This window comes from Streptomyces hundungensis, from assembly GCF_003627815.1.
In the GTDB taxonomy this organism is placed as follows: Bacteria; Actinomycetota; Actinomycetes; order Streptomycetales; family Streptomycetaceae; genus Streptomyces; species Streptomyces hundungensis_A.
This window is the reverse complement of record NZ_CP032698.1, coordinates 1,121,054-1,142,421: the sequence shown is the minus strand read 5'-3', so window position 1 is coordinate 1,142,421 and position 21,368 is coordinate 1,121,054. Positions and strand designations below refer to the sequence as shown.

The 21,368-nt window shown below is 72.1% G+C and carries 17 protein-coding genes; 11 read left to right on the top strand and 6 right to left on the bottom strand.

The genetic code is table 11. The features are described 5' to 3' along the window. Positions 1–69 precede the first annotated feature (69 nt). Positions 70–726 carry a class I SAM-dependent methyltransferase gene (locus DWB77_RS05170; protein ID WP_120720108.1) on the bottom strand — a complete coding sequence of 219 codons (657 nt, stop codon included), beginning with the start codon at positions 724–726 and terminating at the stop codon, positions 70–72. A gap of 360 nt (positions 727–1,086) precedes the next feature. Between DWB77_RS05170 and proP the strand changes: the two genes are divergently transcribed. Further along, positions 1,087–2,646 carry a glycine betaine/L-proline transporter ProP gene (gene proP, locus DWB77_RS05165; protein WP_120720107.1) on the top strand — a complete coding sequence of 520 codons (1,560 nt, stop codon included), beginning with the start codon at positions 1,087–1,089 and terminating at the stop codon, positions 2,644–2,646. Positions 2,647–2,654: 8 nt separating this feature from the next. Here the strand turns inward: proP and DWB77_RS05160 are convergent, their stop codons facing one another. Then, on the bottom strand, positions 2,655–7,412 hold the full coding sequence (locus tag DWB77_RS05160; protein WP_120727378.1) for a hypothetical protein: 4,758 nt from the start codon (positions 7,410–7,412) through the stop codon (positions 2,655–2,657). Positions 7,413–7,614: 202 nt separating this feature from the next. On the opposite strand from DWB77_RS05160, the gene DWB77_RS05155 reads away from it, so the two are divergent. Further along, positions 7,615–8,805: an MFS transporter gene (locus DWB77_RS05155; protein ID WP_120720106.1), complete on the top strand. Its 1,191-nt coding sequence runs from the start codon at positions 7,615–7,617 to the stop codon at positions 8,803–8,805. Positions 8,806–8,847: 42 nt separating this feature from the next. Here DWB77_RS05155 and DWB77_RS05150 read toward each other — a convergent pair whose 3' ends face one another. Continuing rightward, a complete protein-coding gene (locus tag DWB77_RS05150) occupies positions 8,848–10,584 on the bottom strand; it encodes an MFS transporter (protein WP_120720105.1) in 1,737 nt (578 codons plus the stop codon). 253 nt (positions 10,585–10,837) lie between these two features. On the opposite strand from DWB77_RS05150, the gene DWB77_RS05145 reads away from it, so the two are divergent. Then, positions 10,838–11,983: a winged helix DNA-binding domain-containing protein gene (locus DWB77_RS05145; RefSeq protein ID WP_120720104.1), complete on the top strand. Its 1,146-nt coding sequence runs from the start codon at positions 10,838–10,840 to the stop codon at positions 11,981–11,983. A 74-nt stretch (positions 11,984–12,057) separates the two neighbouring features. Here the strand turns inward: DWB77_RS05145 and DWB77_RS05140 are convergent, their stop codons facing one another. Next, on the bottom strand, positions 12,058–12,798 hold the full coding sequence (locus DWB77_RS05140) for a helix-turn-helix transcriptional regulator (RefSeq protein WP_120720103.1): 741 nt from the start codon (positions 12,796–12,798) through the stop codon (positions 12,058–12,060). 141 nt (positions 12,799–12,939) lie between these two features. On the opposite strand from DWB77_RS05140, the gene DWB77_RS05135 reads away from it, so the two are divergent. The 8 genes from DWB77_RS05135 (at position 12,940) to DWB77_RS05100 (ending at position 19,351) form a co-directional block, all read left to right on the top strand. After that, positions 12,940–13,821: an NAD(P)H-binding protein gene (locus DWB77_RS05135; protein WP_120720102.1), complete on the top strand. Its 882-nt coding sequence runs from the start codon at positions 12,940–12,942 to the stop codon at positions 13,819–13,821. Positions 13,822–14,079: 258 nt separating this feature from the next. Next, the gene (locus DWB77_RS05130) at positions 14,080–15,360 is read left to right on the top strand and encodes a phosphatase PAP2 family protein (protein WP_120720101.1); all 1,281 of its coding nucleotides are present in this window, start codon (positions 14,080–14,082) and stop codon (positions 15,358–15,360) included. Between the two features lie 254 nt (positions 15,361–15,614). Continuing rightward, entirely contained in the window at positions 15,615–16,364 is a 750-nt protein-coding gene (locus DWB77_RS05125; RefSeq protein ID WP_120727376.1) for an SDR family oxidoreductase, read from the top strand. A 129-nt stretch (positions 16,365–16,493) separates the two neighbouring features. Continuing rightward, positions 16,494–16,667, top strand: coding sequence for a hypothetical protein (locus DWB77_RS05120; protein WP_120720100.1), 174 nt, complete (start codon positions 16,494–16,496; stop codon positions 16,665–16,667). 234 nt (positions 16,668–16,901) lie between these two features. Continuing rightward, positions 16,902–17,159, top strand: a complete 258-nt coding sequence (locus DWB77_RS05115) for a hypothetical protein (RefSeq protein WP_246033415.1) — start codon at positions 16,902–16,904, stop codon at positions 17,157–17,159. A gap of 397 nt (positions 17,160–17,556) precedes the next feature. Then, the gene (locus DWB77_RS05110) at positions 17,557–18,462 is read left to right on the top strand and encodes an NAD(P)H-binding protein (protein WP_120720098.1); all 906 of its coding nucleotides are present in this window, start codon (positions 17,557–17,559) and stop codon (positions 18,460–18,462) included. Then, entirely contained in the window at positions 18,462–18,827 is a 366-nt protein-coding gene (locus DWB77_RS05105; protein ID WP_120720097.1) for a darcynin family protein, read from the top strand. Before DWB77_RS05110 ends, DWB77_RS05105 begins: the two co-directional genes overlap by 1 nt. Positions 18,828–18,871: 44 nt before the next feature. Continuing rightward, positions 18,872–19,351, top strand: coding sequence for an SRPBCC family protein (locus DWB77_RS05100; protein WP_120720096.1), 480 nt, complete (start codon positions 18,872–18,874; stop codon positions 19,349–19,351). A 158-nt stretch (positions 19,352–19,509) separates the two neighbouring features. Here the strand turns inward: DWB77_RS05100 and DWB77_RS05095 are convergent, their stop codons facing one another. Continuing rightward, positions 19,510–20,025, bottom strand: coding sequence for a hypothetical protein (locus DWB77_RS05095; RefSeq protein ID WP_120720095.1), 516 nt, complete (start codon positions 20,023–20,025; stop codon positions 19,510–19,512). Positions 20,026–20,035: 10 nt separating this feature from the next. After that, the gene (locus DWB77_RS05090; protein WP_120720094.1) at positions 20,036–21,187 is read right to left on the bottom strand and encodes an ABC transporter substrate-binding protein; all 1,152 of its coding nucleotides are present in this window, start codon (positions 21,185–21,187) and stop codon (positions 20,036–20,038) included. Positions 21,188–21,368 lie beyond the last annotated feature (181 nt).

Genomic DNA, 21,368 nt, shown 5'->3' with positions numbered 1-21,368 from the left:
ACCGGCGCCGTCAGGGTGCGCCCGCCGCTCGGGGGCGGATGAGGTTCCGGCCCGCGCCCCCGCTCCGGGTCAGCGGTTGTGCCACACCAGCGTGTAGCGCCAGAACAGGCGCCGCCGCAGACGGGCTCCGGGCAGCACCGCGCGTGCCTCGTCGACGATCTCGGCGAAGGTCATGGTCGCCGGGCGGGTGGCAGCGGTCATGGAGGCCGGCCGCGCGGCCCTGCGGCCGCCGTGCTTGAGCCAGGCCATGACGACGTTCATCACCAGGGCGGCGACGCCCAGCAGATGGTCGCCGGGTGACTGCGCGCGGGCGAGCCCCACGACGACCAACGTGCCGCCGGGGGACAGGTGGTGGCGAAAGGCGGCGAGGGTCTCGGCGAACGGCAGATGGTGCAGGGTGGCGACGCAGGTGATGACGTCATAGGGGCCCGGTGCGATCGCGCCCGGCGCGTCGCCGACGGCGAAGGTCACCCGTGACGCCGACGGGGTGAGCTCACGTGCTCTGTCGACGATCTCGGGGTCGGCGTCCAGACCCCGCACCGAGGCGGCGCGGCCCGCCAGGAGCCGGGCCAGATCGCCCGTGCCCGAACCGACGTCCAGGGCGCTGGCGAAGCGCCGGGGGAGCTGTCTCATGATCCATCGGTGGTAGTGGGCGTTGTGGTCCCACGGGCGGGCGGCGTGGAAGCGGTCGAGGGCCTGGAAGAAACGGACCGTCAGAGTCGTCATGGCGCAACCCCATCATTCCCGGCTCGGGGTGCCGGAACGGGGGCGCGACCACAGACCCCCCTGCCAACGATCGCGGCGGCGGCGCCGCGAGCCGGCGCGTCGGCCTGCGTCCGCGCCGACACGCCCACGCCGCCCCGCTTGCGCTGCGCGCACCGTGTCCGCGGGGGAGAGTTGATGTACGTATGCCGGGTACGGGACACGCGGTCCGGGGGCCCGGCAGCACTCCGTACATCGCACCAGGCCTGGTGTGCAACCACCGACGACGACGCACAGGTGCCCATGAAATCAAGCAGGCGGGGGCCCACACCCCCGGGTGATCGAGGTCGCGGGTTCGGCTCGGGAAGCCCGCAGACCGAACGCATGGTCCGGACGCTGCTGCGCCGTCGCAAGAAGAGCCTGAGCGCGGACGACGTCAAGGTGGCCGACAAGCCCGCCGTGCGCCGGGCCGTGTCGGCCGCCGCGCTCGGCAACACCATGGAGTGGTTCGACTTCGGTGTCTACGCCTATGTCGCCGCCACCCTCGGCAAGGTCTTCTTCCCGTCGAGTTCGCCGGGCGCCCAGGTCATCTCGACGTTCGCGACGTTCGCCGCCGCCTTCCTCGTCCGGCCGCTCGGCGGGCTCGTGTTCGGCCCGCTCGGCGACCGCGTGGGACGCCAGAAGGTCCTCGCCGTCACCATGATCATGATGGCGATCAGCACCTTCGCGGTGGGCTTCCTGCCGGGCTACAAGTCCATCGGCCTCGCCGCGCCCATCCTGCTGCTGGCCTGCCGACTGGTGCAGGGCTTCTCGACCGGCGGTGAGTACGCCGGTGCCACCACGTACATCGCCGAGTACTCGCCCGACCGGATGCGGGGCTTCCTCGGCAGCTGGCTCGACTTCGGCACCTTCGTCGGCTACTCGCTCGGCTCCGGCATGGTGACCGTTCTGACCGGGCTCCTGACCGAGGACCAGATGGTCGACTGGGGATGGCGGATCCCGTTCTACGTCGCCGGGCCGCTCGGGCTCATCGGCCTCTACATGCGGCTCAAGCTGGACGAGACGCCCGCGTTCCAGGAGGCCGAGGAGCGAGGACGGCGGGAGTCCGCGCGGGGCGGCGTCACCCCCGAGGAGCAAGAACGCCTGGAACAGGCACGCATGTCGGGCAAGGGCCGGCTCAAGGAGGTCTTCACCCACCACTGGCAGGCCATGCTCGTCTGCATCGGCCTGGTGCTGCTCTACAACGTCACCAACTACATGGTGACCTCCTATCTGCCGACCTACATGAGCACCACGCTGGGCCAATCCGAGCTCACCGCGCAGCTCCTCGTCCTCGGCACGATGGTGTTCGTCGCCCTCACCATCACGGTCGTCGGCCGGTCGTCGGACCGCTACGGCCGCCGCCCGCTCTTCCTGTGGGCCGGGGCCGCGATGGTCGTCTTCTCGGTGCCCGTCTTCCAGCTCATCCGCCAGGGCGGCGTCGTCCTGCCCGCCATCGGCTGCGCCGTCCTCGGGCTGTTCCTGGTGTGCTTCGCCGGGACCAGCGCGGCCACCCTGCCCGCGCTCTTCCCGACCCATCTGCGCTACGGCGGGCTGTCCCTCGCGTTCAACTTCTCCGTGTCCCTGTTCGGCGGCACCACCCCGCTCGTGGCCTCCGCCCTCGTCGACGCGACCGGCAATGAACTCGTGCCCGCCTACTACCTCATGGCCGCGGGCGTGATCGGCGTGATCTCGGCCCTGTTCCTGCGCGAAACCGCGGGCAAACCGCTGCGGGGATCGTCCGCGATGGTCGAGACCGAGGAGGAGGCCCGCGAGATGGTGGCCCAGAGCCGCACCCATGCGGGCCGCCGGGCCCGCGACATCTGGCTCCAGCTGCGCCAGGGCCACCTGCCGCACCTGCCCCACCGCTCGGACGGCCGCGACCGCAAGGACCGGCGCGGCTGACGCCCCTCCTACGACGGCGCCATGTCAGGAGCGCCCACCCCGCCGGCCATCGCCAGCCGCGCCCACGCGTCAGCGAACATCTCGTGAAGCGGCGCCGTCGGCAGGACGCGGCCGAACGGGGCGAGGATCTGGTTGCCCCACAGCGGGCGCACCGCGTGCGGGGCAAGCTTCGCGGTCTCCAACGGCAGGTGCGGGGCCTTGAGTTCGGTCCATGGGCCGGGCAGGAACAGGCTCCGGCCGGCCCGTGCCCGCTTGGCCTGAACCACCCTGCCCGTGCCGAGCACCTCGGCGCACACCTCCCTGTGGCGCTTGGCCGACCAGCCGTTCCAGCGCCGCACGGCGCGGTCGGTGGGTGCGGCGAGCGTCGCCAATTGGAGGTAGAGGGCCGCGGCGTCCCCACCGACCCCCAGCTCCCGCGCCACCTCGGCGACCAGGCCCGGGCAGGACTGGCGCGGATCCGTCTCGTACGCCCCGACCGGCACCGCTCCCGACCGCGACCGCCGCATCATCCGCTCCAGAGCGCCACCGGCCAGCAAGGGGGCCACCCGGTCGAGTTCCTCGGCGAGATCGGTGACTTCCCCGACCCGCTGCCACACCTCGGGGTCGGCGGCGACCGCGGGCCGCAGGAAGCTGTCGCCACCGGGTGCGCACACCACCAGCGGCCCCCAGTCGTACGCGGTCGACGGGACCGGGCCCTGCTCCTTACGGGTGTCGGCGGCCACCGGCAGCCGCGCGGGGCCGAACCGCTCCGCGATCCGCTCCGGCGTGTCCTTGACGCGCCCATGGGTCAGCGCCATCAGCAGCTCCGGACGATCCAGCTCGGCCCGCAGCCGCTCGTACAGGGCCGTCGCCCCCGCCACCGCGGGATCGCCCACCGGCCGGTCCGTCCACGCCCACACCAGCGCGCTCGCCAGGTCCCGGTACGCCACGCCCACCCGGGTGCCGTACGGCAGTTGGCGCCCGGCCGGCGGTACGGCCCGCACCTCGACGCCCGTGCTGTACGCCGTCGCCGCCAGCTCCCAGCCGGCCGCTTCCACGGTGGCGTCGGAGGCGGCCTCATACCCGCCCGCGAGGCGACGGGCCCACACCTCACCGAGGCCGAGGGCGCCCTCCAGGGTGTCGGCCGCCTCGTCGTGCACGGGGGGCAGCGCTCCGACCAGCTCCCGCCACACCTCCGCCATCCGCTCCGCGGCCGCCTCGACCCCGCCCGGTGCCCACAGTTCCGCGGGTTCCTCGGGCAGGGCGGCGGCGAGCACGGCCCGGGGACCGGCCGGGCCGAGCCGGGCGCGGAGACGGTCGTACGCGGCGGCCGTCAGCGGCGTCGCCCGGTAGGGAGCCTTGCGCACCAGGGCGGTGTCCTCCTCCCGGTCCGGCCTGCCGACGAAGCCGGCCAGCACGAGCCGGGCCACCGGGCGCCGTACGCCCGTGAGTTCGGCGAAGCGCGCGACCGCCGACTCGGGCACCGGCACCGGGCCGTGCGTGCCGACCGCCGCCACCAGGGCCCGCAGCCGCGCGGTGTCGTCCCGCTCCACCGTGACCAGCCGTGCCTGGACGGCCGTCGGCACCGGGTCGTCACCCGGATCCTTTGACGCGGGCGCCACGAACCAGCGCTGCGCGCCACCGGCCCGAACTCCCGCCGAAGTCACGGGAGTTCCGGCCGCCCGCCATCCGTCCAGGGCTGCGGCATCGGAGGTGCGGCCCACCCACCACCGGCTGCCCGCGCGGGCGAAGGGCTGCTCGGCCCAGGTGTCGAGGAGCGCGAGCAGCGCGGCACGCTCGGCCTCGGGGGTCGGCGCCACCCATGCGCGCCACGCGGCGGCGTCGATGGCGCCCAGCAACTGCGACCAGTCGCACGGCGGCGCGGGCGGCGAAAGCCGGCGCACCTCCTCGGTGATGGTCCCCGCCAAGCAGGCGCCGTCGGCGGCCAGCGCGTTCAGCGTCGCGGGCCGCGTACTGTCCGGCTGCCGCCGCCAGGGGTCACGCTCGCCGTCCTCGACGAGCCCGAAGAGCGCCGGCATCAGCTCGGTGTCCGGCGCGGAACCGCGCGGCAGGGCCGGGGGCGCCTCGGCGAGCACCACGGCCCGCCGGTGCAGCGCGCGCCGACGCTCCTCCACCCGGGCGGCCCGCGAGGCCACGGCCGCGACGGCCCCGGCGAGCACCGGATCCGTGATCCCCGGCAACTCCCGGGCCACCGCCGCGTGCAGCGCTTCCGCGCCGTCGAACGCGGCCGTCAGCAGGGCGTCCCCCGTCTCGTGCCGCACGGTTCTCAGCGCCCGGGAACCGGCCGCGTCCCGGGTCACCAGCAGGTACCAGAACGCCGGGGGCAGGGCGACGCCCGTCGACACGGTGACCCGTCGGGCGGGCCGCCCCTCGGGGTGGCGGGGTGAGCGGTGGCCGTCGAGCTCCCACAGCAGCACGCCGTCGGCCGCGTACGCGCGCACCCCGGTCCGGGTCTCCGCCTCGGCCAGCACCACGTCCTCGGCGGCGCCTTCCGGCGGCGCCCACAGCCCCCAGGGCGACTGTCCCGGGCGGTCGATGTCGAAGCGGGCGGTGCGTCCGTCCACGCTCTCCACCAGGAAGTGATCGGGCGCGTGGTCGCGGTGCCGGGTGCGGAACAACACCCGTGTCCCGACAAGCCCGTTGCGGCAGCCCAGCGGCGAGTCCGTCAACTCGGCCGGGAGCAGCGCCAGTTGAAGGGCTTCTCGCGCGAGAGTCATGCCCTCCTCCGAGGGGTCGTCGGCCACGGCGCGGCCCGGGAAGTCGGGCAGCGGCGCCGGACCCCGGCGCTCCCCGGTGGCCGGGTCCACCACCTCCCAGGCGCGGCCCCCATAGACGGCGTTGGTCCACACCCGGGAGCCGTCGCCGAGCTGCAACTCGTCCCGGTCGATGCCCTCCGTGCCGCCCGCGCGCAGCACCCGCAGGCCGCCGTGCCGGCCGCGACCGTCGGCGGTCTCGAACTGGAAGCCGTACGCCCCGTCCAGCCGGCCGCCGAACGGCACCAGGCCCCCCGTCTCGTCCGGGGTGAACGGCTGGCCGGGGCGGTCGGCCCAGAAGGCGGTGTCGCAGTGGTAGGGGTTGGGCCGTGTCGTCCAGCTCACCAGGAACGAGCCGCCCACGTAGTGAACGGCGAACATCGTCGCGTCCGACGGCACGGTGAAGCGGCACGAACCGCGCTCCCCGTCGGGGCCGACGGCGACCGCCCGGTCGGACCCGAAGACCGTCAGGACCGGCCAGGTGGAGGTCACCCCGGCCACGCCGGGCAGAGCCCGCCCCGCCTCCTCGGGCCCGGCCTGCGCCGCGAACCGCGCGTACACCGTCTCCAGGGCCGGCCAGGCCAGTTCCTCGGGCAGGCCCGCCGCCAGTGAACGGCGCAGCGCGCCCGCCGCGCCCGCATCGGCGAGGGCGTCGACGATCCCGCCGAGCGCCCCCACCGTCGGCCGGTCGAGCAGGGTCTCCAGCTCGGCCACCGCCTCCTCCGCGCCGGCCATGCCACCGCCCGCCACCGTGTCGACGAGCTTGCCGACCCGGGCGGCCACCCCGTGCGCGATGCCCTCGTTGCCCGGAAGCAGCGTCACCGCCGATCCGGGCCTGCGGTGCGCGGACGACCAGTTCGGCAGGAGACCTTGGTGGACGGTCCCCTCGAGGCGGGGGCCGAAGACCGGGTCGGCGGCCAGTGCGGCGAGGTCGCGCCGGGACCGCTCGCCCCAGAACCGCATGCGGATCTCCGGACCCGGATCGACGACCGCCACCCCCGCCGCCAGCAGGGCGTCCAGCACGTCCGCGTCGACGCCCTGGTGGTGGTGGCGGGTGGTGTGCACCGTCACCGGCGCGCCCGCCGCCCGAAGCCCGGGCCCCAACCGGCCGACCAGATCGAGGAATTCGACGGGCAGCGGCTGCCGCGCCACCCCGCCGCCCGGCTGCGCGGCGTACTGGTACATGTGGAGGAACATGCCGACCCACTGGTGCGGACCGCCCTCGGGGACGACCCGGCCGTCCTCCAGGGCCCGCGTCGCGCCGCAGCCGATGAGCATCCGCAGCCACGGCCCGCCGTCGGTGGTCCCGGTCGGAAACATCTCGATGAGACCGGCCGCGACCGTGTCCGTCGGCTGATGGTTCGTCAGAATCGGGAGCGCGGCGGTCAGGAGGGCGTCGGGCACCGACTTCTTCCGGGTGACGGACAAGATCGCGCCGACCAGTCGTGCCACCTCCTCGTCCCCGTGCCCGGCCGCCTTCGCCGAGGCCCGTATCCGGCGCACCAGATCCGCCGGCAGGTCGGCGGCGGAGCTCGCCCACGCCGTCAGGAACGCGTCCAGCGCCGCATGGGCCGCGGCCGGCTCCAGCGTCTCGGCCAGGAAGCGCTGATGCGCCCCGAACTCCTTGGCGGGCATGGCACCGCCCGCGGCGAACAGCAGCGCGTTGGCCCTGCGGTAGCCCGGATCGACCGGCAGCCCGTGCTCGGCCTCGGCCGCTCGCGCCGCCGCGTAGGCCCGCCCGCCCGGGCGGCTCCCGTAACCGATCAGGCGGTGCCCCACCGTGTCCCAGAACCACGGCAGATGAGCCGGCGGCAGCCGCCGTGCGCGGGCCGTCATGGTGTCGAGGAACCGGCCGGGCTTGTCCCAGGTCCGGCCGAGCTCGCGGGACATCTCCTCGACCAGGCCGCGTGCGGCCCCGGCCGCGCCCGGGTCGTGGGCCGCGACCCAGTCGGCGTACGTGGTCGAGACATGCGTACCGGCGGTCGGCACCAGGGAGTCGAGCGAGACGATCATGCACTGGATGGTCGCACGCGCCACTGACAACGCCTCGGGGGAGTGCGAGCGGCAGGCCGACCGGCCGTGGGCGTGGCGACCCGCCTGCGCAGTGCGCGGATACGTCGATCCACACGATGCGGCACGCCCGGGCGAACCCCCCGTCGGCGCGCCCCTCCCGCCGGACCGGAGCGGAGCGGTTCGCGGCGCTACCTTCGGTGGCATGGACGGTGATCTTCGAGGATGGCGTCAATGTCTGCTCGGCGGGGTGGTGTTCGCCGTGTGCATGACCGGCACCACGCTGCCGACCCCGCTGTACGGCCTCTACCAGGACAAGTTCGGGTTCTCCGAACTGACCGTCACGGTCGTGTACGCCGTCTACGCCTTCGGGGTCATCGGCGTGCTCCTGCTGGCGGGCAACGTGTCGGACACGGTGGGCAGGCGCCCGGTGCTGCTGTGGGGCCTGGGCTTCGCGGCCGCGAGCGCGGTCTGCTTCCTGTGCGCGAACGGACTGGGCTGGCTGTACGCGGGCCGGCTGTTCTCGGGACTCTCAGCCGGCCTGTTCACCGGCGCGGCCACGGCGTACGTCATGGACCTGGCGCCGCGCGACGGCGCCGCGCGGGCCACGTTCGTGGCGACCGCCGCCAACATGGGCGGCCTCGGCTGTGGCCCGCTGCTCGCGGGCCTGCTCGCGCAGTACGCCGGCCGGCCGCTGGTGCTGCCGTTCGTCGTGCACCTGGCGCTGGTGATCGGCTCGGCCGCGGTGGTGCTGTGGCTTCCCGAAACCGTCCGCGAGCGACAGGCTCTGAGCAGCGCGCGGGCCCAGCGCCCCGGGCTGCCCCCGCAGGTGCGTCCGGTGTTCGTGCCCGCGGCGATCGCCTCGTTCGTGGGGTTCGCGCTGTTCGGGGTCTTCACCTCGGTGAGCCCCGCCTTCCTCACCGAGTCGCTGAGCGTCCACAACCATGCCGTGACCGGGCTGATCGTCGCGCTCGCCTTCTTCGCCTCGACCGGCGGGCAGTTGGCCGTCGGGACGGTGGGGCTGCGCCGGTCCCTGCCCCTGGGCTGTGTCGCCCTGCTGCTCGGACTCGCGCTGCTCGCGGGGGCCCTCCGCTGGGACCTGCTGCCGCTCATCGTGCTGAGCGCGCTGGTCGGCGGCTGCGGACAGGGCCTGACGTTTCGCGCGGCCCTGTCCGCGGTGGCCGAGGCATCCCCCGAGGGCCGGCGCGCCGCGGTGATCTCCACGCTCTTCGTGGTGGCCTACACGGGCATCTCGGTGCCGGTGATCGGGGTGGGCGTACTGGTGGGGCCCCTCGGCCTGGAAGGGGCGGGGCTCGCCTTCATCGCCTGCATGGCGGTCCTGGCCTCGGTCGCGGCCGTCTACCTGCTCCGCAGGCCGGTCCGGGAGAACGCATGAGGACGATGTCCTGAGCGCTCGCGGGCCGGCCCGAAGCGTCGCCTAGAGAGCGGGCATCGGCAGCGCCAGGTCCACCGTGACCGGGCCGTCGCCCCCATGGTGGGTGGCCGAGGACGCCCGGGGCGCGTGGCCCGCGGCCGTCGCGGCCAGCACATAGGCGCCGCCCCGGGGCACCGGCACCGCGTACCGGCCGCTCCCGTCGGTGTGCGCGGCGCCGGCCTGGCGGCCGTGGTGGTCGATCAACGTGACCTTGGCGTGGGCCACCGGAGCGCCGGACGCGCCGACGACCTGGCCGTGGAAGGCGGCCAGCGCCTCGGTGACCCGCTCCAGGACCGCGTCCTCCTCGCTGCTGGCCCGCAGTTGCGGCTTGAGGGCGGGGCGGCCCTTGGGCAGGAACACGGCGAGCAGCAGGCCCCCGGCCACCGCGCCGGTCGCGATCAGGAACGAGACACGGAAGCCGTGCATGGTCGGGAGCGGGACCGGACCGAAGTTCTCCGAGGTGTTGGCGAGCACCATGCCGATGACGGCGCTCGACACCGACGTGCCGATCGAGCGCATCAGGGTGTTGAGGCCGTTGGCGGCGCCCGTCTCGGACGGGTCGACCGCTCCGATGATCAGCGCCGGCAGGGAGGAGTAGGCGAGACCGATGCCCGCGCCGACGATCACCGAGATCACGATGGTCTGCCAGGCGGCGCTCATCAGGCCGAGCCCCGCCCCGTATCCGATCGCGATGATCAGCATGCCGAGGATCAGCGTGGTCTTCGGGCCGTACGTGGCCGAGAGCCGGGCGTAGATCGGGGCGGTCAGCATCATCGTCACACCGAGCGGCGCGACACACAGACCGGCGACGACCATGGACTGGCCGAGCCCGTACCCGGTGGCGGTGGGCAGTTGGAGCAGCTGGGGCAGGACGAGCGAGATGGCGTAGAAGGCGACTCCCACCATCGTCGAGGCGAGGTTGGTGAGCAGCACCTCACGCCGGGCGGAGGTGCGCAGATTCACCAGCGGCGCCGCGACGCGCAGCTCCATCACGCCCCACAGGACGAGCACGAGGACGGCCGAGCCGAGCAGGCCGAGCGTGGTGGCCGAGCCCCAGCCCCAGTCGCTGCCCTTGGTGATCGGAAGCAGCAGCAGGACCAGACCCGCGGAGAGGCCGAGCGCGCCGAGCACATCGAAGGTGCCCTGGGCCTTCACAGTGCTCTCCGGTACGAAGAGGAGGGTGAGCGCCATGGCCACCACGCCCAGGCCCGCCGAGGCGAAGAACAGGGCGTGCCAGTCGGCGTGTTGGGCGACCAGCGCCGCCAGCGGCAGGGCGAGCCCGCCGCCGACGCCTATGGAGGAACTCATCAGGGCCATCGCCGAGCCGAGCTTCTCTCGGGGCAGCTCGTCACGCATCAGGCCGATGCCGAGCGGGATGGCGCCCATGGCGAAGCCCTGGAGGGCGCGGCCGCCGATCATCACGAGGAGCTCACTGGTGAAGCCCGCGATCAGCGAGCCCACGACCATGATGGCGAGGCTGGCAAGGAGCATGCGGCGCTTGCCGTACAGGTCGCCGAGCCGGCCCATGATCGGGGTGGATACGGCGCCGGCGAGCAGCGTCGAGGTCATGACCCAGGTGGCGTTGGAGGGTGAGGTGCCGAGCAGCGTCGGCAGGTCCTTGATGACCGGCACGAGCAGGGTCTGCATCACCGCGACCGTGATACCTGCGAAGGCCAGTACGGGGACGACACCGCGTACGCCGCGCGGTGCGGTCTGCTGGTCGGTCGTCGGCTGGGACATTACGGAGCCTCCGGAGGCGGGGAGAGGTCGGCGGCGGCCCCCGAGAGGGGTACGGACGAGTTGAACCCGTTTCCCCAGGCGACTATTCCGGGCGAGCCTCGATGATGTGCCGACGAGAGTGAAGCTTGACCTGGATGAGAAACGCTTGACTGTTTCATTGCGCTGCGCTGCGCTGCGCTGCGCTGCGCTGCGCTGCGGCGCGGCGGCGGTCGGCGTTGGCGGGTGGGGTCGGGCTCGGGCAGAATCCGGCGCCATGAAGATCACCGAGCGGGAGCTCAACAGGGCCGGTCTGAGCCGCCAACTCCTCCTGGAACGAGCGCCGTTGACGGTTGCGCAGGGCATGAGGCAGGTGGTGGCGCTCCAGGCGCAGCAGCCGGCCTCCCCGTACATCGCGCTGTGGAACCGCCTCTCCGGCTTCGACCCGGCCGCGCTGGACGACGCCTTCGCGCGACGCTCGGTCGTCAAGGCGACGCTGATGCGGCTCACCCTGCATGCGGTGCTCGCCGAGGACTACCCGGACCTCCGCGCGGCGCTGCAAGCGACGCTGTACGGGTCCCGGCTCGGCTACCGCTTCGCCGCGGCGGGGCTGACGCCCAAGGACGCCGAGGCGCTGGTGCCGGAGCTGCTCGCCTTCGCCGACCGGCCGCGGACCATGGCTGAGATGCGGGGATGGATCGAGGAGCGGGTCGGAGCGGAGAAGCGGGACGGGTGCTGGTGGGGGCTGAGGGCGTACGCGCCGCTGCTCCACTCCGCGACGGACGCGCCCTGGTCCTTCGGACACCGGCCGTCGTTCGTCGCGTCCGGCACCGGCGCCGCCCCCACCGGGCGGGCAGCGGACCCGGACGCCCTGAGGACGCTGATCCTGCGCTATCTGGCCGGGTTCGGGCCCGCCTCCGTGGCGGACGTCGCACAGTTCGCGATGGTGCAGCGCTCCCTGGTACGCGAGGCCCTGCGCGCCCTGGAGGACACCGTCGAGCACCTCCAAGGGCCGGACGGCACCGCGCTGTTCGACCTTCCCGACGCGCCCCGCCCGCCCTCGGACACCCCGGCCCCGCCCCGGCTCATGGCCATGTGGGACAGCGTCCTGCTGGCCTACGCCGACCGTGGCCGGGTGATCCCGCCGGCGTACCGCCCGCTGGTGATCAGGAATAACGGCGACGTGCTGCCGACCCTGCTGGTGGACGGCTATGTCGCCGGGGTGTGGCGGCCACTCGCCGACGGCATCGAGGCGACGGCCTTCCACCCCCTCTCACGGGCCACGTGGAAGGGGCTCGCCGAGGAGGCCCGGTCCCTGGGCGTCCTTCTCGCCGATCGCGAGCCGACGCCCTACAGCCGCTACCACCACTGGTGGGTCAAGCTCCCCGAGGGTGACGTACGGCTGCTGCCCACCGCGCGGTGACCACGGATGCGCGCGTCGGGGCCGCGGGGGAGCGGCCGTTCTCCCGCGGGCAAAGTGCCCGGCTCTCGACGGCTCTACTGTTCCGGCGGCGCGACCGGCCCCGACGAGGACGCGGGCGCCCGGCCGAAGTCCGTAGTCAGCCAGTGCTCGATGGACGCGTCGGGGAACGCATGGGGCTGATACGTGCCCGCCACCGTGGTGATGTCGGTGATCCGGTCCAGGCGGAACGTCCGCCAGTCGTCCCGGTCGACGTCGAAGGCGATGAGGTACCACTGCCCCGCGCGCAGGAAGTGCCGATAGGGCTCCACCAGACGGGTCGAGTGCCGGCCGTGCCCGTCGGCGTACCGGAACCGCAGCCTCCCGTCCGAGGCCACCGCGTCGGCGATCACCCCGACGGTCGCCGCCGCGAGCCCCGTACCGGGCTGCTCAAGGACCTCCGTCGCGAAGTCGGTGGCGGCGGCGCGTCTGCGCAGTGGGCGGGGCAGGACCTGGTCGAGCTTGAGCAGGGCACTCGACGCGACGGACTCCTGGGGGAACCAGGCGCGGATCAGATGCAGCCCCGCCACCATCGCGGTGACCTCGTCGGCGGTGAACAGCAGCGGGGGGAGCGCGACTTCGGGGCTCAGCCGATAGGCGCTGCCCGGCCCTGGACGGGCCTCGACCGCGTACCCCAGACGACGCAGCCGCTGGGCGTCGCGCCGTACGGTGCGGACGCTGGTCCCCAGCCGCTCGGCCAGGTCGGCGGCGGTCCATTCGCCCCCCGAACGCAGCAGGGTCAGCAGGGTCAGGGTCCTGGTCGCCGGATCGAGGTCCATGGGTCAAGCCTCGCAGGAGAGGAGGACAGGTATCGGCCGCCTCTGCTCTTAACCTGGGGCCGAGTCCCCGAAGGGATGCGTCGGCCCCGCGCGAGGCAGGCGGGTCCGCGCCGGGGTGTGTCCGTCGCATGGGAGGCAGTCATGCAGATCGCCGTCACGACACCGACCGGCAACGTCGGCCGCCATGTCGTCTCCGCACTGGTCCGGGCGGGGGTGCGGCCGCGCGTCCTGCTGCGCGATCCGAGCCGTCTGGCCGCCGGGATCACGGGGGAGGTGGACGCCGTGAAGGTCGACCAGTACGACGCCGATGCCGTGGTGGCCGCCACCCGCGGGGTTGACGCCCTGTACTGGGTGGACCCGAGCACCGGCGGCGAGGACCCCCTCGCCGACTACACCAGGGCCACCACGAGCGTGGTGCGCGCCGTCACCGAGAACCGGATCGGCCGGGTCGTCTTCCAGAGCAGCGTCGGCGCCGAGAAGCGTCGGGGGGCCGGCGAGATCGACGGTCTCGCCCACACGGAGCAGGCCCTGGACGACACCAGCGTGGACGTCACCCATCTTCGCTGCGGCTACTTCTTCACCAACCTCGAACTGCAACTGGACGCCGTACGCGCCGGGCTCCTCCAGGTGGTCCTTCCGCTCGACCAGCCGATGGCATGGGTGGCGCCGCGCGACATCGCGGAGGTGGCCGCGGGCCGCCTGCTGTCCTCCGCGTGGTCGGGCCGATGCGTCCAGGCGGTGCACGGGCCGGCCGACCTCAGCTGGCGTCAGGTGGCGAGCATCCTCACCGCGGCGACCGGACGGCGAATCGGCGTCGAGCGGATCACGGACGATGACATGCGCGCCCGACTGCACGAGGCCGGGATGCCCGACGGGATGGTCGAGGCCGTGCTCGGAATGTCGACGGGGCTCCGCGAGGAGTTCGTCCCCGAGCAGCCCCGCACCGTCAAGACCACCACCCCGACCACGCTGGCGGCCTGGGCCTACGACCACCTCCGTCACCGCCTCCGGGACGCGTCCTGAGCCTCCGCCCGGTGGGCCGATCGGTATGTGCTGCCCATGACAGGGAAACCCACCCGGATCGCTCGGATAACATGATCGGCGCTGATGACAACCGTCATCGGCGCCGCCCTTCACCGGAGCCACGCAATCCAACACGAAGAGTGACCCTGTTACTCGACAATCTTCTAGCAATCGGCCAATCAATTGACATCGATATCATCGCGAAACCCTTCGCGAATAAACGGCAGAATTTCTTCCGTGTGGCGTCAACCACGGGCGATGCTGTGGACTGCGGCGGCTGTGGTGGCCCTGGGGTTCCTCGTCGCGCTGGAAATCGCCGCGCGTCATTACGGCCTGCCAGGGCCGATCACCAACCAGGCGAAAGAGGTGATATTCGCTCCGAAGTCCGGGCCCCTCCTTTACGCCAGCATGGCATTGATGATGGTTGTGCTCACCTGGCGGCAACGCTTCATCGCGATCGCCGCCGCCATCGGCATCGACATCGTTTTCTTCCTGGTGCGCTGGGCCGTCGACGCCAAGATGATGTTCGGCAATGGCGCACTGTGGGTGATTTTGGCCTGCGTGGTCATCGCGGTCACCCGCCGCACGGGCCAGGAACGCGTCCTGCTGCTGAAGGGCGTCGGCCTCGGGCTGCTCCTCGTGGCCGGCCGTAAGACGGGCGACACCTGGCTGCTCATCACGTCGAAGACCCGCCCGACGGTGCTCGACCAGTACGTGGCGACCGCCGACCACGCCCTCGGCAACCCGTCGTGGCTGATAGGTCGATTCGTCCGGTCCACCGGCCCGATCGGCGCCCACGTTCTCGACTATGTCTACATCCAGCTCGCCGTGATGGCGGTCATCGTCGCCCTGTACCAGCTGCGCAACGTATCGACCGAACGCCGTTTCCCGGCCCACCACTTGGTGCGTACGTTCCTGGTGATCGGCCTTCTCGGGCCGGCCTTCTACATGATTTACCCGGTGGTCGGACCCATTTTCGCCTATGGCGCCGACGGTGGGCACTGGGCGGTCGCCAATGTCTGGCCGAACTCGGCGTCGATCAGCGTCCCGCACCACATGCCGTTCAATGAGTTCACCCCGCGCAACTGCATGCCGAGCCTGCACACCGCGTGGGCCACCACCATTTTCATTCACTCCCGCAAGGGCCCCCGAGCCCTTCGCTACGCGGGCGCCTTCTGGTTGATCGCCACCCTCGGCGCGACGCTCGGATTCGGCTATCACTACGGCACGGACATCATCGCCGGAGTGGTCTTCGCGCTCACGATCGAGGCCGCCCTGCGCTCGCTCGCCCGTGGCTGGGACCGGTCGGGAACGCAGCTGGTCGCCTACGGTGCGACGGTCTTCGCCGCGCTCCTGCTGTCCTATCGCTATCTGTCGATGCCCATGGCCGAACACCCCTGGGTGTTCGGACCGCTGCTGATTCTGGCGATGGTCTCCGTGATCCATTACTTCGTGCGGACCACCAGGATGTGGGAGCCGCAGGCCGAACCGGTACGGCACCTGGAACCGCAGGCAGGGCCGCAGCCCGAACTCGTCTGAGTCGCCGGCCGACTCCGCCGCCCGGCTCTCTGCCGGGCCACCCCGCCCCGACCGTCCCGCATCCGGCTCCTCGCCGCACATGCCGCCCGGTCGACGGCGGGGTTTTCGCATGCTCAGCCGTCCGGCTGCCGGGGTGTGGGGCACCCAGTCGGGACACGTCCTGGTCCGGGGTCTCCCACCGGCCCAGACTCGGTCGGGTCAACCAGGCCGTACCGAGAGGACAACCACGCATGACAGCACGCATGACGTCGCGCATGACAGAACGCAGGGCGGGGACGACGGCCAAGGCCGTGGCCGTCACCGGGGCGAGCAGCGGGATCGGCGAGGCGACCGCGCGCCGCCTTGCCGCCGAGGGGCACCGCCTGTTCCTCGGAGCGCGGCGCACCGACCGCCTCGATGTGCTGGCCGAGGAGATCAACGAGGCAGGCGGAACAGCGGTGTTCCAGCGGCTGGACGTGACGGACGCGGCCGATGTACGCAGCTTCGTGCACGCCGCCCGCGAGCGCTACGGCCGACTGGACGTGCTCGTCAACAACGCCGGAGTGATGCCGCTCTCGCCGCTGGACGCCCTCAGGACCGACGAGTGGGACCGCATGCTCGACGTGAACGTCCGCGGAGTCCTGCACGGCATCGCCGCCGCCCTGCCCGTGATGCGCGCACAGGGCGGGGGCCACTTCGTGAACATCGCCTCCGTGGGCGCGTACGAGATCTCGCCCACCGCGGCCGTCTACTGCGCCACCAAGTTCGCCGTCCGGGCGATCTCCGAAGGGCTCCGACAGGAGTCCACCGGGGACATCCGTGTCACTCTCGTCTCCCCTGGAGTGACCGAGTCCGAACTGGCCGAGCACATCTCCGACCCGGCCGCCCGCCAGGCCATGAAGACGTACCGCGCCGTGGCCCTGCCCGCTTCCGCCATCGCCGACGCCATCGCCTACGCCCTTGCGCAGCCCCCGCAGGTCGACGTCAACGAGATCGTCGTCCGCCCCGCCGCCAGCATGCAATGACCCGACAGGGAGCGCCGGTTGGAGCCGCGACCAGCCTTCGGCGAACTCTCGAACGCGGCGGGGTTCCCGAGGGTTCCCGCTGGTGACGTGGGGGTACTCGGCGAGCACCAACCGGATAGGGGAGATGCCATGCTGGCCATCGGCGCAGCCGTTCTGTTCGCGATCGCGTTTCTGATCAACGCCGCGGACATGTCGACCAACGATGTGTTCACGTCCACGAACGTCATGCTCATCGGGCTGGCCCTGCTGGCTCTGCACGTAGCGGGGATCGGCAACGGCTGGGCGGGCCGCCGTCGCCGCTAGGCGCGCCCGCGCGGCATCGTTCCGGCAGCCCCGCCACAATGGGACACGGAATCGAAGTGAACCCCCAATAGGACCGCTCTTTTCCGGGGGCGTGCGTGGTTTAACTCGCAACTGCTTAATGCTCCCGCGCGCCCGATCGGCACCCACATTTCATCGGGACATCAGTGATAAAAATGTCCCTGTTCAAGTCGTCGGGTGCTGAAAAAGCAGAATGGTGGGGTCATGATTCAAGGCGTGAAGCGCGTGATCGCTCTGGGGGCCGCTACTGCCGCACTGGCCGGAGGAGTCGCCTTCTCCTCCGTCGGCGTCGCGGAAGCGGCTTCGCAGCACACGGTCGCGGTCGCGGATCACGGCGGCAAGCACCGGTGCCACGTGGTCAAGGGGCACTGGACGAAGACCTGGCACAGGGCGACGCGCGACCGGCACGGCAAGGTGCACCCGGGGTACTGGACCAAGACCTGGCACAAGGCGCACAAGGTCTGCGACCGCTAATACCGCGGGCGGGCTCGCGCAAAGAGTCCCTGACGCCTCGATAAAGAGGTCCTAAAATACGGCGCGGCGCCATCTCCGTCGGAAAATCCCGACGGGAGGCGCCGCGTCGTATTTCACGTACGCTCGGCCATCGTATTGCTTTTCCGCCGAATGTGATGTGGTAAAGAGAGGCGCCCTGAAATCCGGTGCGCAATAGGCGAATGGCTCGCGCGGACGCCCGGGGCGGGGGGCGACCCTTGGCGGACGGACCGCCCGGCCTCCGTCCTCCCCGTCCGGCCTGCTCACCAGGGTTATTCCGTTTCCGGCAATGATTCCGTGCCGAAGTTCCCCTTGTGGCAGTGCTGTTGACCTCCGCAGGATGAGGGACGTACCCAACAGCACGAGCCACGAGGTTTTCATGATCGTCATCACCGCTCCCACCGGGAACATCGGCAGTCATCTGCTCACCAGCCTTCTCGACACCGCGCCTGCCGCCGGCGAGGAACTGCGCGTCGTCGTGCGCGACCCCGCCCGGCTTCCGGACCAGGTGCGCGAACGAGTCGAGGTGGTCACCGGATCGCACGGGGACGCCGACGTCGTCGACCGCGCCTTCGAGGGTGCGGACGCCGTGTTCTGGCTCGTCCCGCCGGATGCTTCCCGGACTCCGCAGGACGCGTACAGCACGTTCGCCCTCCCTGCCGTCAAGGCGTTCGCCGCCCATCAAGTCGGCCATGTCGTGGGCGTTTCCGCGCTCGGCCGTGGCACGCCGGTCGCCGAGCGGGCCGGTCTCGTCACGGCTTCCCTCGCCATGGACGACCTCATCGCGGAGAGCGGCGTGGCCTACCGGGCCTTGGCTTGCCCGTCCTTCTTCGAGAACTTCCTGGAGGAGGCCGCTTCGATCCGTGAGAAGGGCGTCTTCACGGACGTCGTGGCCCCCGACCACAAGGCCCCGCTCGTCGCGGTCGCCGACATCGCGGCCGTCGCGGCCGGACTCCTCCTCAAGCGTTCCTGGACCGGCGTCGACAGCGCGCCGGTCCTCGGCCCCCAGGACGTGTCGCCCAACGACCTGGCCCGCATCATGACCGAGCAGCTCGGCCGTCCTGTCCGCTACGAACGCCAGCCGTTCGACGAGCTGTACACCGCCCTCATCGGATACGGGCTCAACGACGCGTTCGCCCAAGGGGTCGTCGACATGAAGCGGGCCAAGGACGACGGCCTCGACGCCGGCGTCACCCGCACCCGGGCCACGGCGACGCCCACCACCTTCGAGCGCTGGTGCGCCGAGACCCTCAAGCCCGCCGTCCTTTCCGAGGTTGCTTCCTGATGTCCATCGAGGAAACCGAACCGCCCGTCACAGCATTCATGCTGGTCAAGACCACGCCCGAGTGGCTCGCTCTCACCGTCCAGGAGCGGGTGGATGCCTTCACCACCCAGGTCCTGCCCGTGATCAAAGCCAGGACCACCGGTGTCCGATCACGCTTCTACGACACGGAGTTCTACTCCGCGCGGGTCACCGACGTCTGGGTGTGGGAGGCGGAGAGCCACCACGCCTACCGGCTCCTGATCGACGCGCTGCGCGAAACCCCGTTCTGGGACCGCTACTTCGAGGTGGTGGACCTCCTCGTCGGGACCGAGAACGGCTATGCCCGTACATACGGGGTCGAGGCCGTCACCACGATAGCCACCTGACACATCAGACCCGGCGAGGTGGGGCCCCGGCCTAGACTCGGCCCATGAGCAGGACAGACCGCGGCTCCCGGGTGATCGCCGCGCCGGCGGAGACCGTGTACCGTGCGCTCCTCGACCGCGAGGCCCTGGAGAGCTGGCTGCCGCCGGGCGGCATGCGCGGGCGGATCGAGCGGTGGGACCCGCGTCCCGGCGGCGGGTTCCGGATGGTACTCACCTATCTCGACCCCACCGACAGCCCGGGCAAGACGTCCGGGGCGACAGATGTCGTCGAGGTCGCCTTCGCCGCGCTGGTGCCGGGGGAACGCGTGGTGCAGCGTGCGGAGTTCGCCTCCGACGACCCGGCGTACGCGGGCACCATGACGATGACCTGGGACCTCACCCGGGCCGGCGCCGGAACAACAGAGGTGACCGTGACCGCCACGGATGTACCGCCGGGTATCGACCGGGCCGCGCACGAAGCGGGCATCGCCTCCTCGCTGGCCCACCTCGCCTCGTACCTCGAAGTCACGGAATTCAAGGGGTGAGCGGTGCGGCGGCGCTCCGGTGGGGTGGCCGCCGCCTCACGGGCCCTCCGGGACGAGCGGGAGCCGTTTCATCGGTCCGGCGGCGCGTTCCCGGCGTTCTGAGGCGTACCTCAACTGGCGCTCGCGCAGGGCCCGTTCGGGCTCGCCCGTCGGCCGTCTCAGCTGTCCTCGATCCCCAGGTCCTTCCTCATCAGCGTCCGCATGGCCACGAGCCGGGGCTCCGCATGCCGCATCATCACGATGAGGCGCGCGGCGCTCTCCCCCTCCTCGGCGAGGCCGCGGTCCAGGCGCTTGGCCGCCGCGTCGACCTCCGCGAGCACCTTGTTCAGCTCCCGCGACGCCTCCATGATCCGCAGCGGGACGATCATCTGAGCCGCCGCGTAACGGTCGCGGTACTCCCGCCGCGACTCCTCCAGACGCGTGCGGTCGTCCGCGGCGTAGACGCCGTCGCGCATCCGGTGCAGGGCGTCCTTGAGGAGCGTGTTGAACTGCTCGGACGCCCGGTTCATGGCGGTGTACGCCTCGCGCCGCTCGTCGAACGACCGCCGCAGCGCGGCGAGTTCGGCCTCGGCGGCTCGTTCCCGGGCGTTGAAACGCTGCGGGAGCACGGCGCCGAGGAGCGCCCCGCCGAGCCCCGCCGCGGCGGTGATGGCGGTCGCCAACGCGTCTGACATGCGGGTGACCCTACCGCCCTGGGGCGAGGGGCGGTCGGGGGTGTCCGCGCTCCTCGTGCAGGACTCTGAAGCGGTCGGTCGCGCTCGGGTCCCGGTCCACCACCCGCACCGGCGCCCAGCCCCACTGCCACACGTCGATGCCCGCCGGACGGGAGAACCGGATCGTCCCGCGGGTGCCCTCGACCGCGATGCCGGGCCATGACGCGGCGATGCGCGCCCGGTCCGTGCCGTGCGTGCGCAGCGCCTCGGCGAGGACGGCGATCGTGTCGTACCCCTCGAAGGCGACGAAAGAGGGCGCTGCGCCCAGCCGTTCACGCAGCGCCGCCTCGACGCGGGTGCCGAGGGGGCCGAGTCGCTCGGGCAGGTAGCGCAGGAAGGGGATCGAGGCGCCGTCGGTGCCGAGGAGCGTCGCCCACTCGGGCAACTCCGGCTGCCCGGCCGGAGCGCCGATCAGCATCCCGCTCAGGCGCCGGTCGCCGCGGACGGATTCGACGATCGGTACGGCCGGCTCCGGGTGGCCGACCAGGAGGAGGAGAGCCGTGGCACCCTCCTCGGCGAGCCGGTCGGGGAGCGCCGAGGGAGTGAGTGCGCTCATGTCGAGCTCGATGACCTTGCCGCCCCGCGGCGTGAGATGGTCGCGCAGGATGCGGGTCCCCGACGCCCAGTAGAGGCTTGGCTGTGTCGCTACGGCGACGCGGGTGTGGCCCGCGCCGAGGAGGAAGTCGGCGTACAGCCGCCAGCCGTGGGACTGTGCCGGGGCGATCCGCGCGACCCACTCCGTCGGCCGGTCGGTCAGCCCGTCGAGAACCGCAGAGGAGCAGAGGAACGGCACGCCGAGGGCGTCGGCCCGGGCGGCGACGGCGCGAGCGACGACGCTGTGGTACTCGCCCGCCAGGGCCGCAACGCCCAAGAGGGCCAGTTCGTCCACGGCCGCCTCGGCCTCGCGGGGGTCGGCCGCGGTGTCCCGGACCACCAGTTCAAGAGGCCTGCCGCCAACCCCGCCCGCCGCGTTGACGTCGTGTACGGCCAACTCGAGCCCGGCGAGCAGGTGGTGGCCCGCCTCGGCCCAGCCGGGTCGGGTCAGAGGTGCGAGAGCTCCGATCCGGACGGTCGGGGTGCCCGTCCGGTGGTCGGCCGCGGTGGGCGAGGGTGGCGCAGTCATGGGTCGACGTCTCCTGGACGGTGCTTCGGTGACCGCCGGACCGAATCGATGGAGTGATCTTCAGTGGCGCCGAGGGTAGTCGAGGCGAAGCCGGTCGGTGACGGCGGCCCTTGGCACCGCGCGCGCCGCCGCGTGGCATGGCCGGGCTTCCGGGGAACGGACGTCGGTGAGAGCGTCCCGT

What these genes read in the sequence shown, in the direction of transcription:
- DWB77_RS05170 (WP_120720108.1), bottom strand. Translation starts at nt 726, where the DNA reads ATGACGACTCTGACGGTCCGTTTCTTCCAGGCCCTCGACCGCTTCCAC.
- proP (WP_120720107.1), top strand. Translation starts at nt 1,087, where the DNA reads ATGGTCCGGACGCTGCTGCGCCGTCGCAAGAAGAGCCTGAGCGCGGAC.
- DWB77_RS05160 (WP_120727378.1), bottom strand. Translation starts at nt 7,412, where the DNA reads ATGATCGTCTCGCTCGACTCCCTGGTGCCGACCGCCGGTACGCATGTC.
- DWB77_RS05155 (WP_120720106.1), top strand. Translation starts at nt 7,615, where the DNA reads ATGGACGGTGATCTTCGAGGATGGCGTCAATGTCTGCTCGGCGGGGTG.
- DWB77_RS05150 (WP_120720105.1), bottom strand. Translation starts at nt 10,584, where the DNA reads ATGTCCCAGCCGACGACCGACCAGCAGACCGCACCGCGCGGCGTACGC.
- DWB77_RS05145 (WP_120720104.1), top strand. Translation starts at nt 10,838, where the DNA reads ATGAAGATCACCGAGCGGGAGCTCAACAGGGCCGGTCTGAGCCGCCAA.
- DWB77_RS05140 (WP_120720103.1), bottom strand. Translation starts at nt 12,798, where the DNA reads ATGGACCTCGATCCGGCGACCAGGACCCTGACCCTGCTGACCCTGCTG.
- DWB77_RS05135 (WP_120720102.1), top strand. Translation starts at nt 12,940, where the DNA reads ATGCAGATCGCCGTCACGACACCGACCGGCAACGTCGGCCGCCATGTC.
- DWB77_RS05130 (WP_120720101.1), top strand. Translation starts at nt 14,080, where the DNA reads ATGCTGTGGACTGCGGCGGCTGTGGTGGCCCTGGGGTTCCTCGTCGCG.
- DWB77_RS05125 (WP_120727376.1), top strand. Translation starts at nt 15,615, where the DNA reads ATGACAGAACGCAGGGCGGGGACGACGGCCAAGGCCGTGGCCGTCACC.
- DWB77_RS05120 (WP_120720100.1), top strand. Translation starts at nt 16,494, where the DNA reads ATGCTGGCCATCGGCGCAGCCGTTCTGTTCGCGATCGCGTTTCTGATC.
- DWB77_RS05110 (WP_120720098.1), top strand. Translation starts at nt 17,557, where the DNA reads ATGATCGTCATCACCGCTCCCACCGGGAACATCGGCAGTCATCTGCTC.
- DWB77_RS05105 (WP_120720097.1), top strand. Translation starts at nt 18,462, where the DNA reads ATGTCCATCGAGGAAACCGAACCGCCCGTCACAGCATTCATGCTGGTC.
- DWB77_RS05100 (WP_120720096.1), top strand. Translation starts at nt 18,872, where the DNA reads ATGAGCAGGACAGACCGCGGCTCCCGGGTGATCGCCGCGCCGGCGGAG.
- DWB77_RS05095 (WP_120720095.1), bottom strand. Translation starts at nt 20,025, where the DNA reads ATGTCAGACGCGTTGGCGACCGCCATCACCGCCGCGGCGGGGCTCGGC.
- DWB77_RS05090 (WP_120720094.1), bottom strand. Translation starts at nt 21,187, where the DNA reads ATGACTGCGCCACCCTCGCCCACCGCGGCCGACCACCGGACGGGCACC.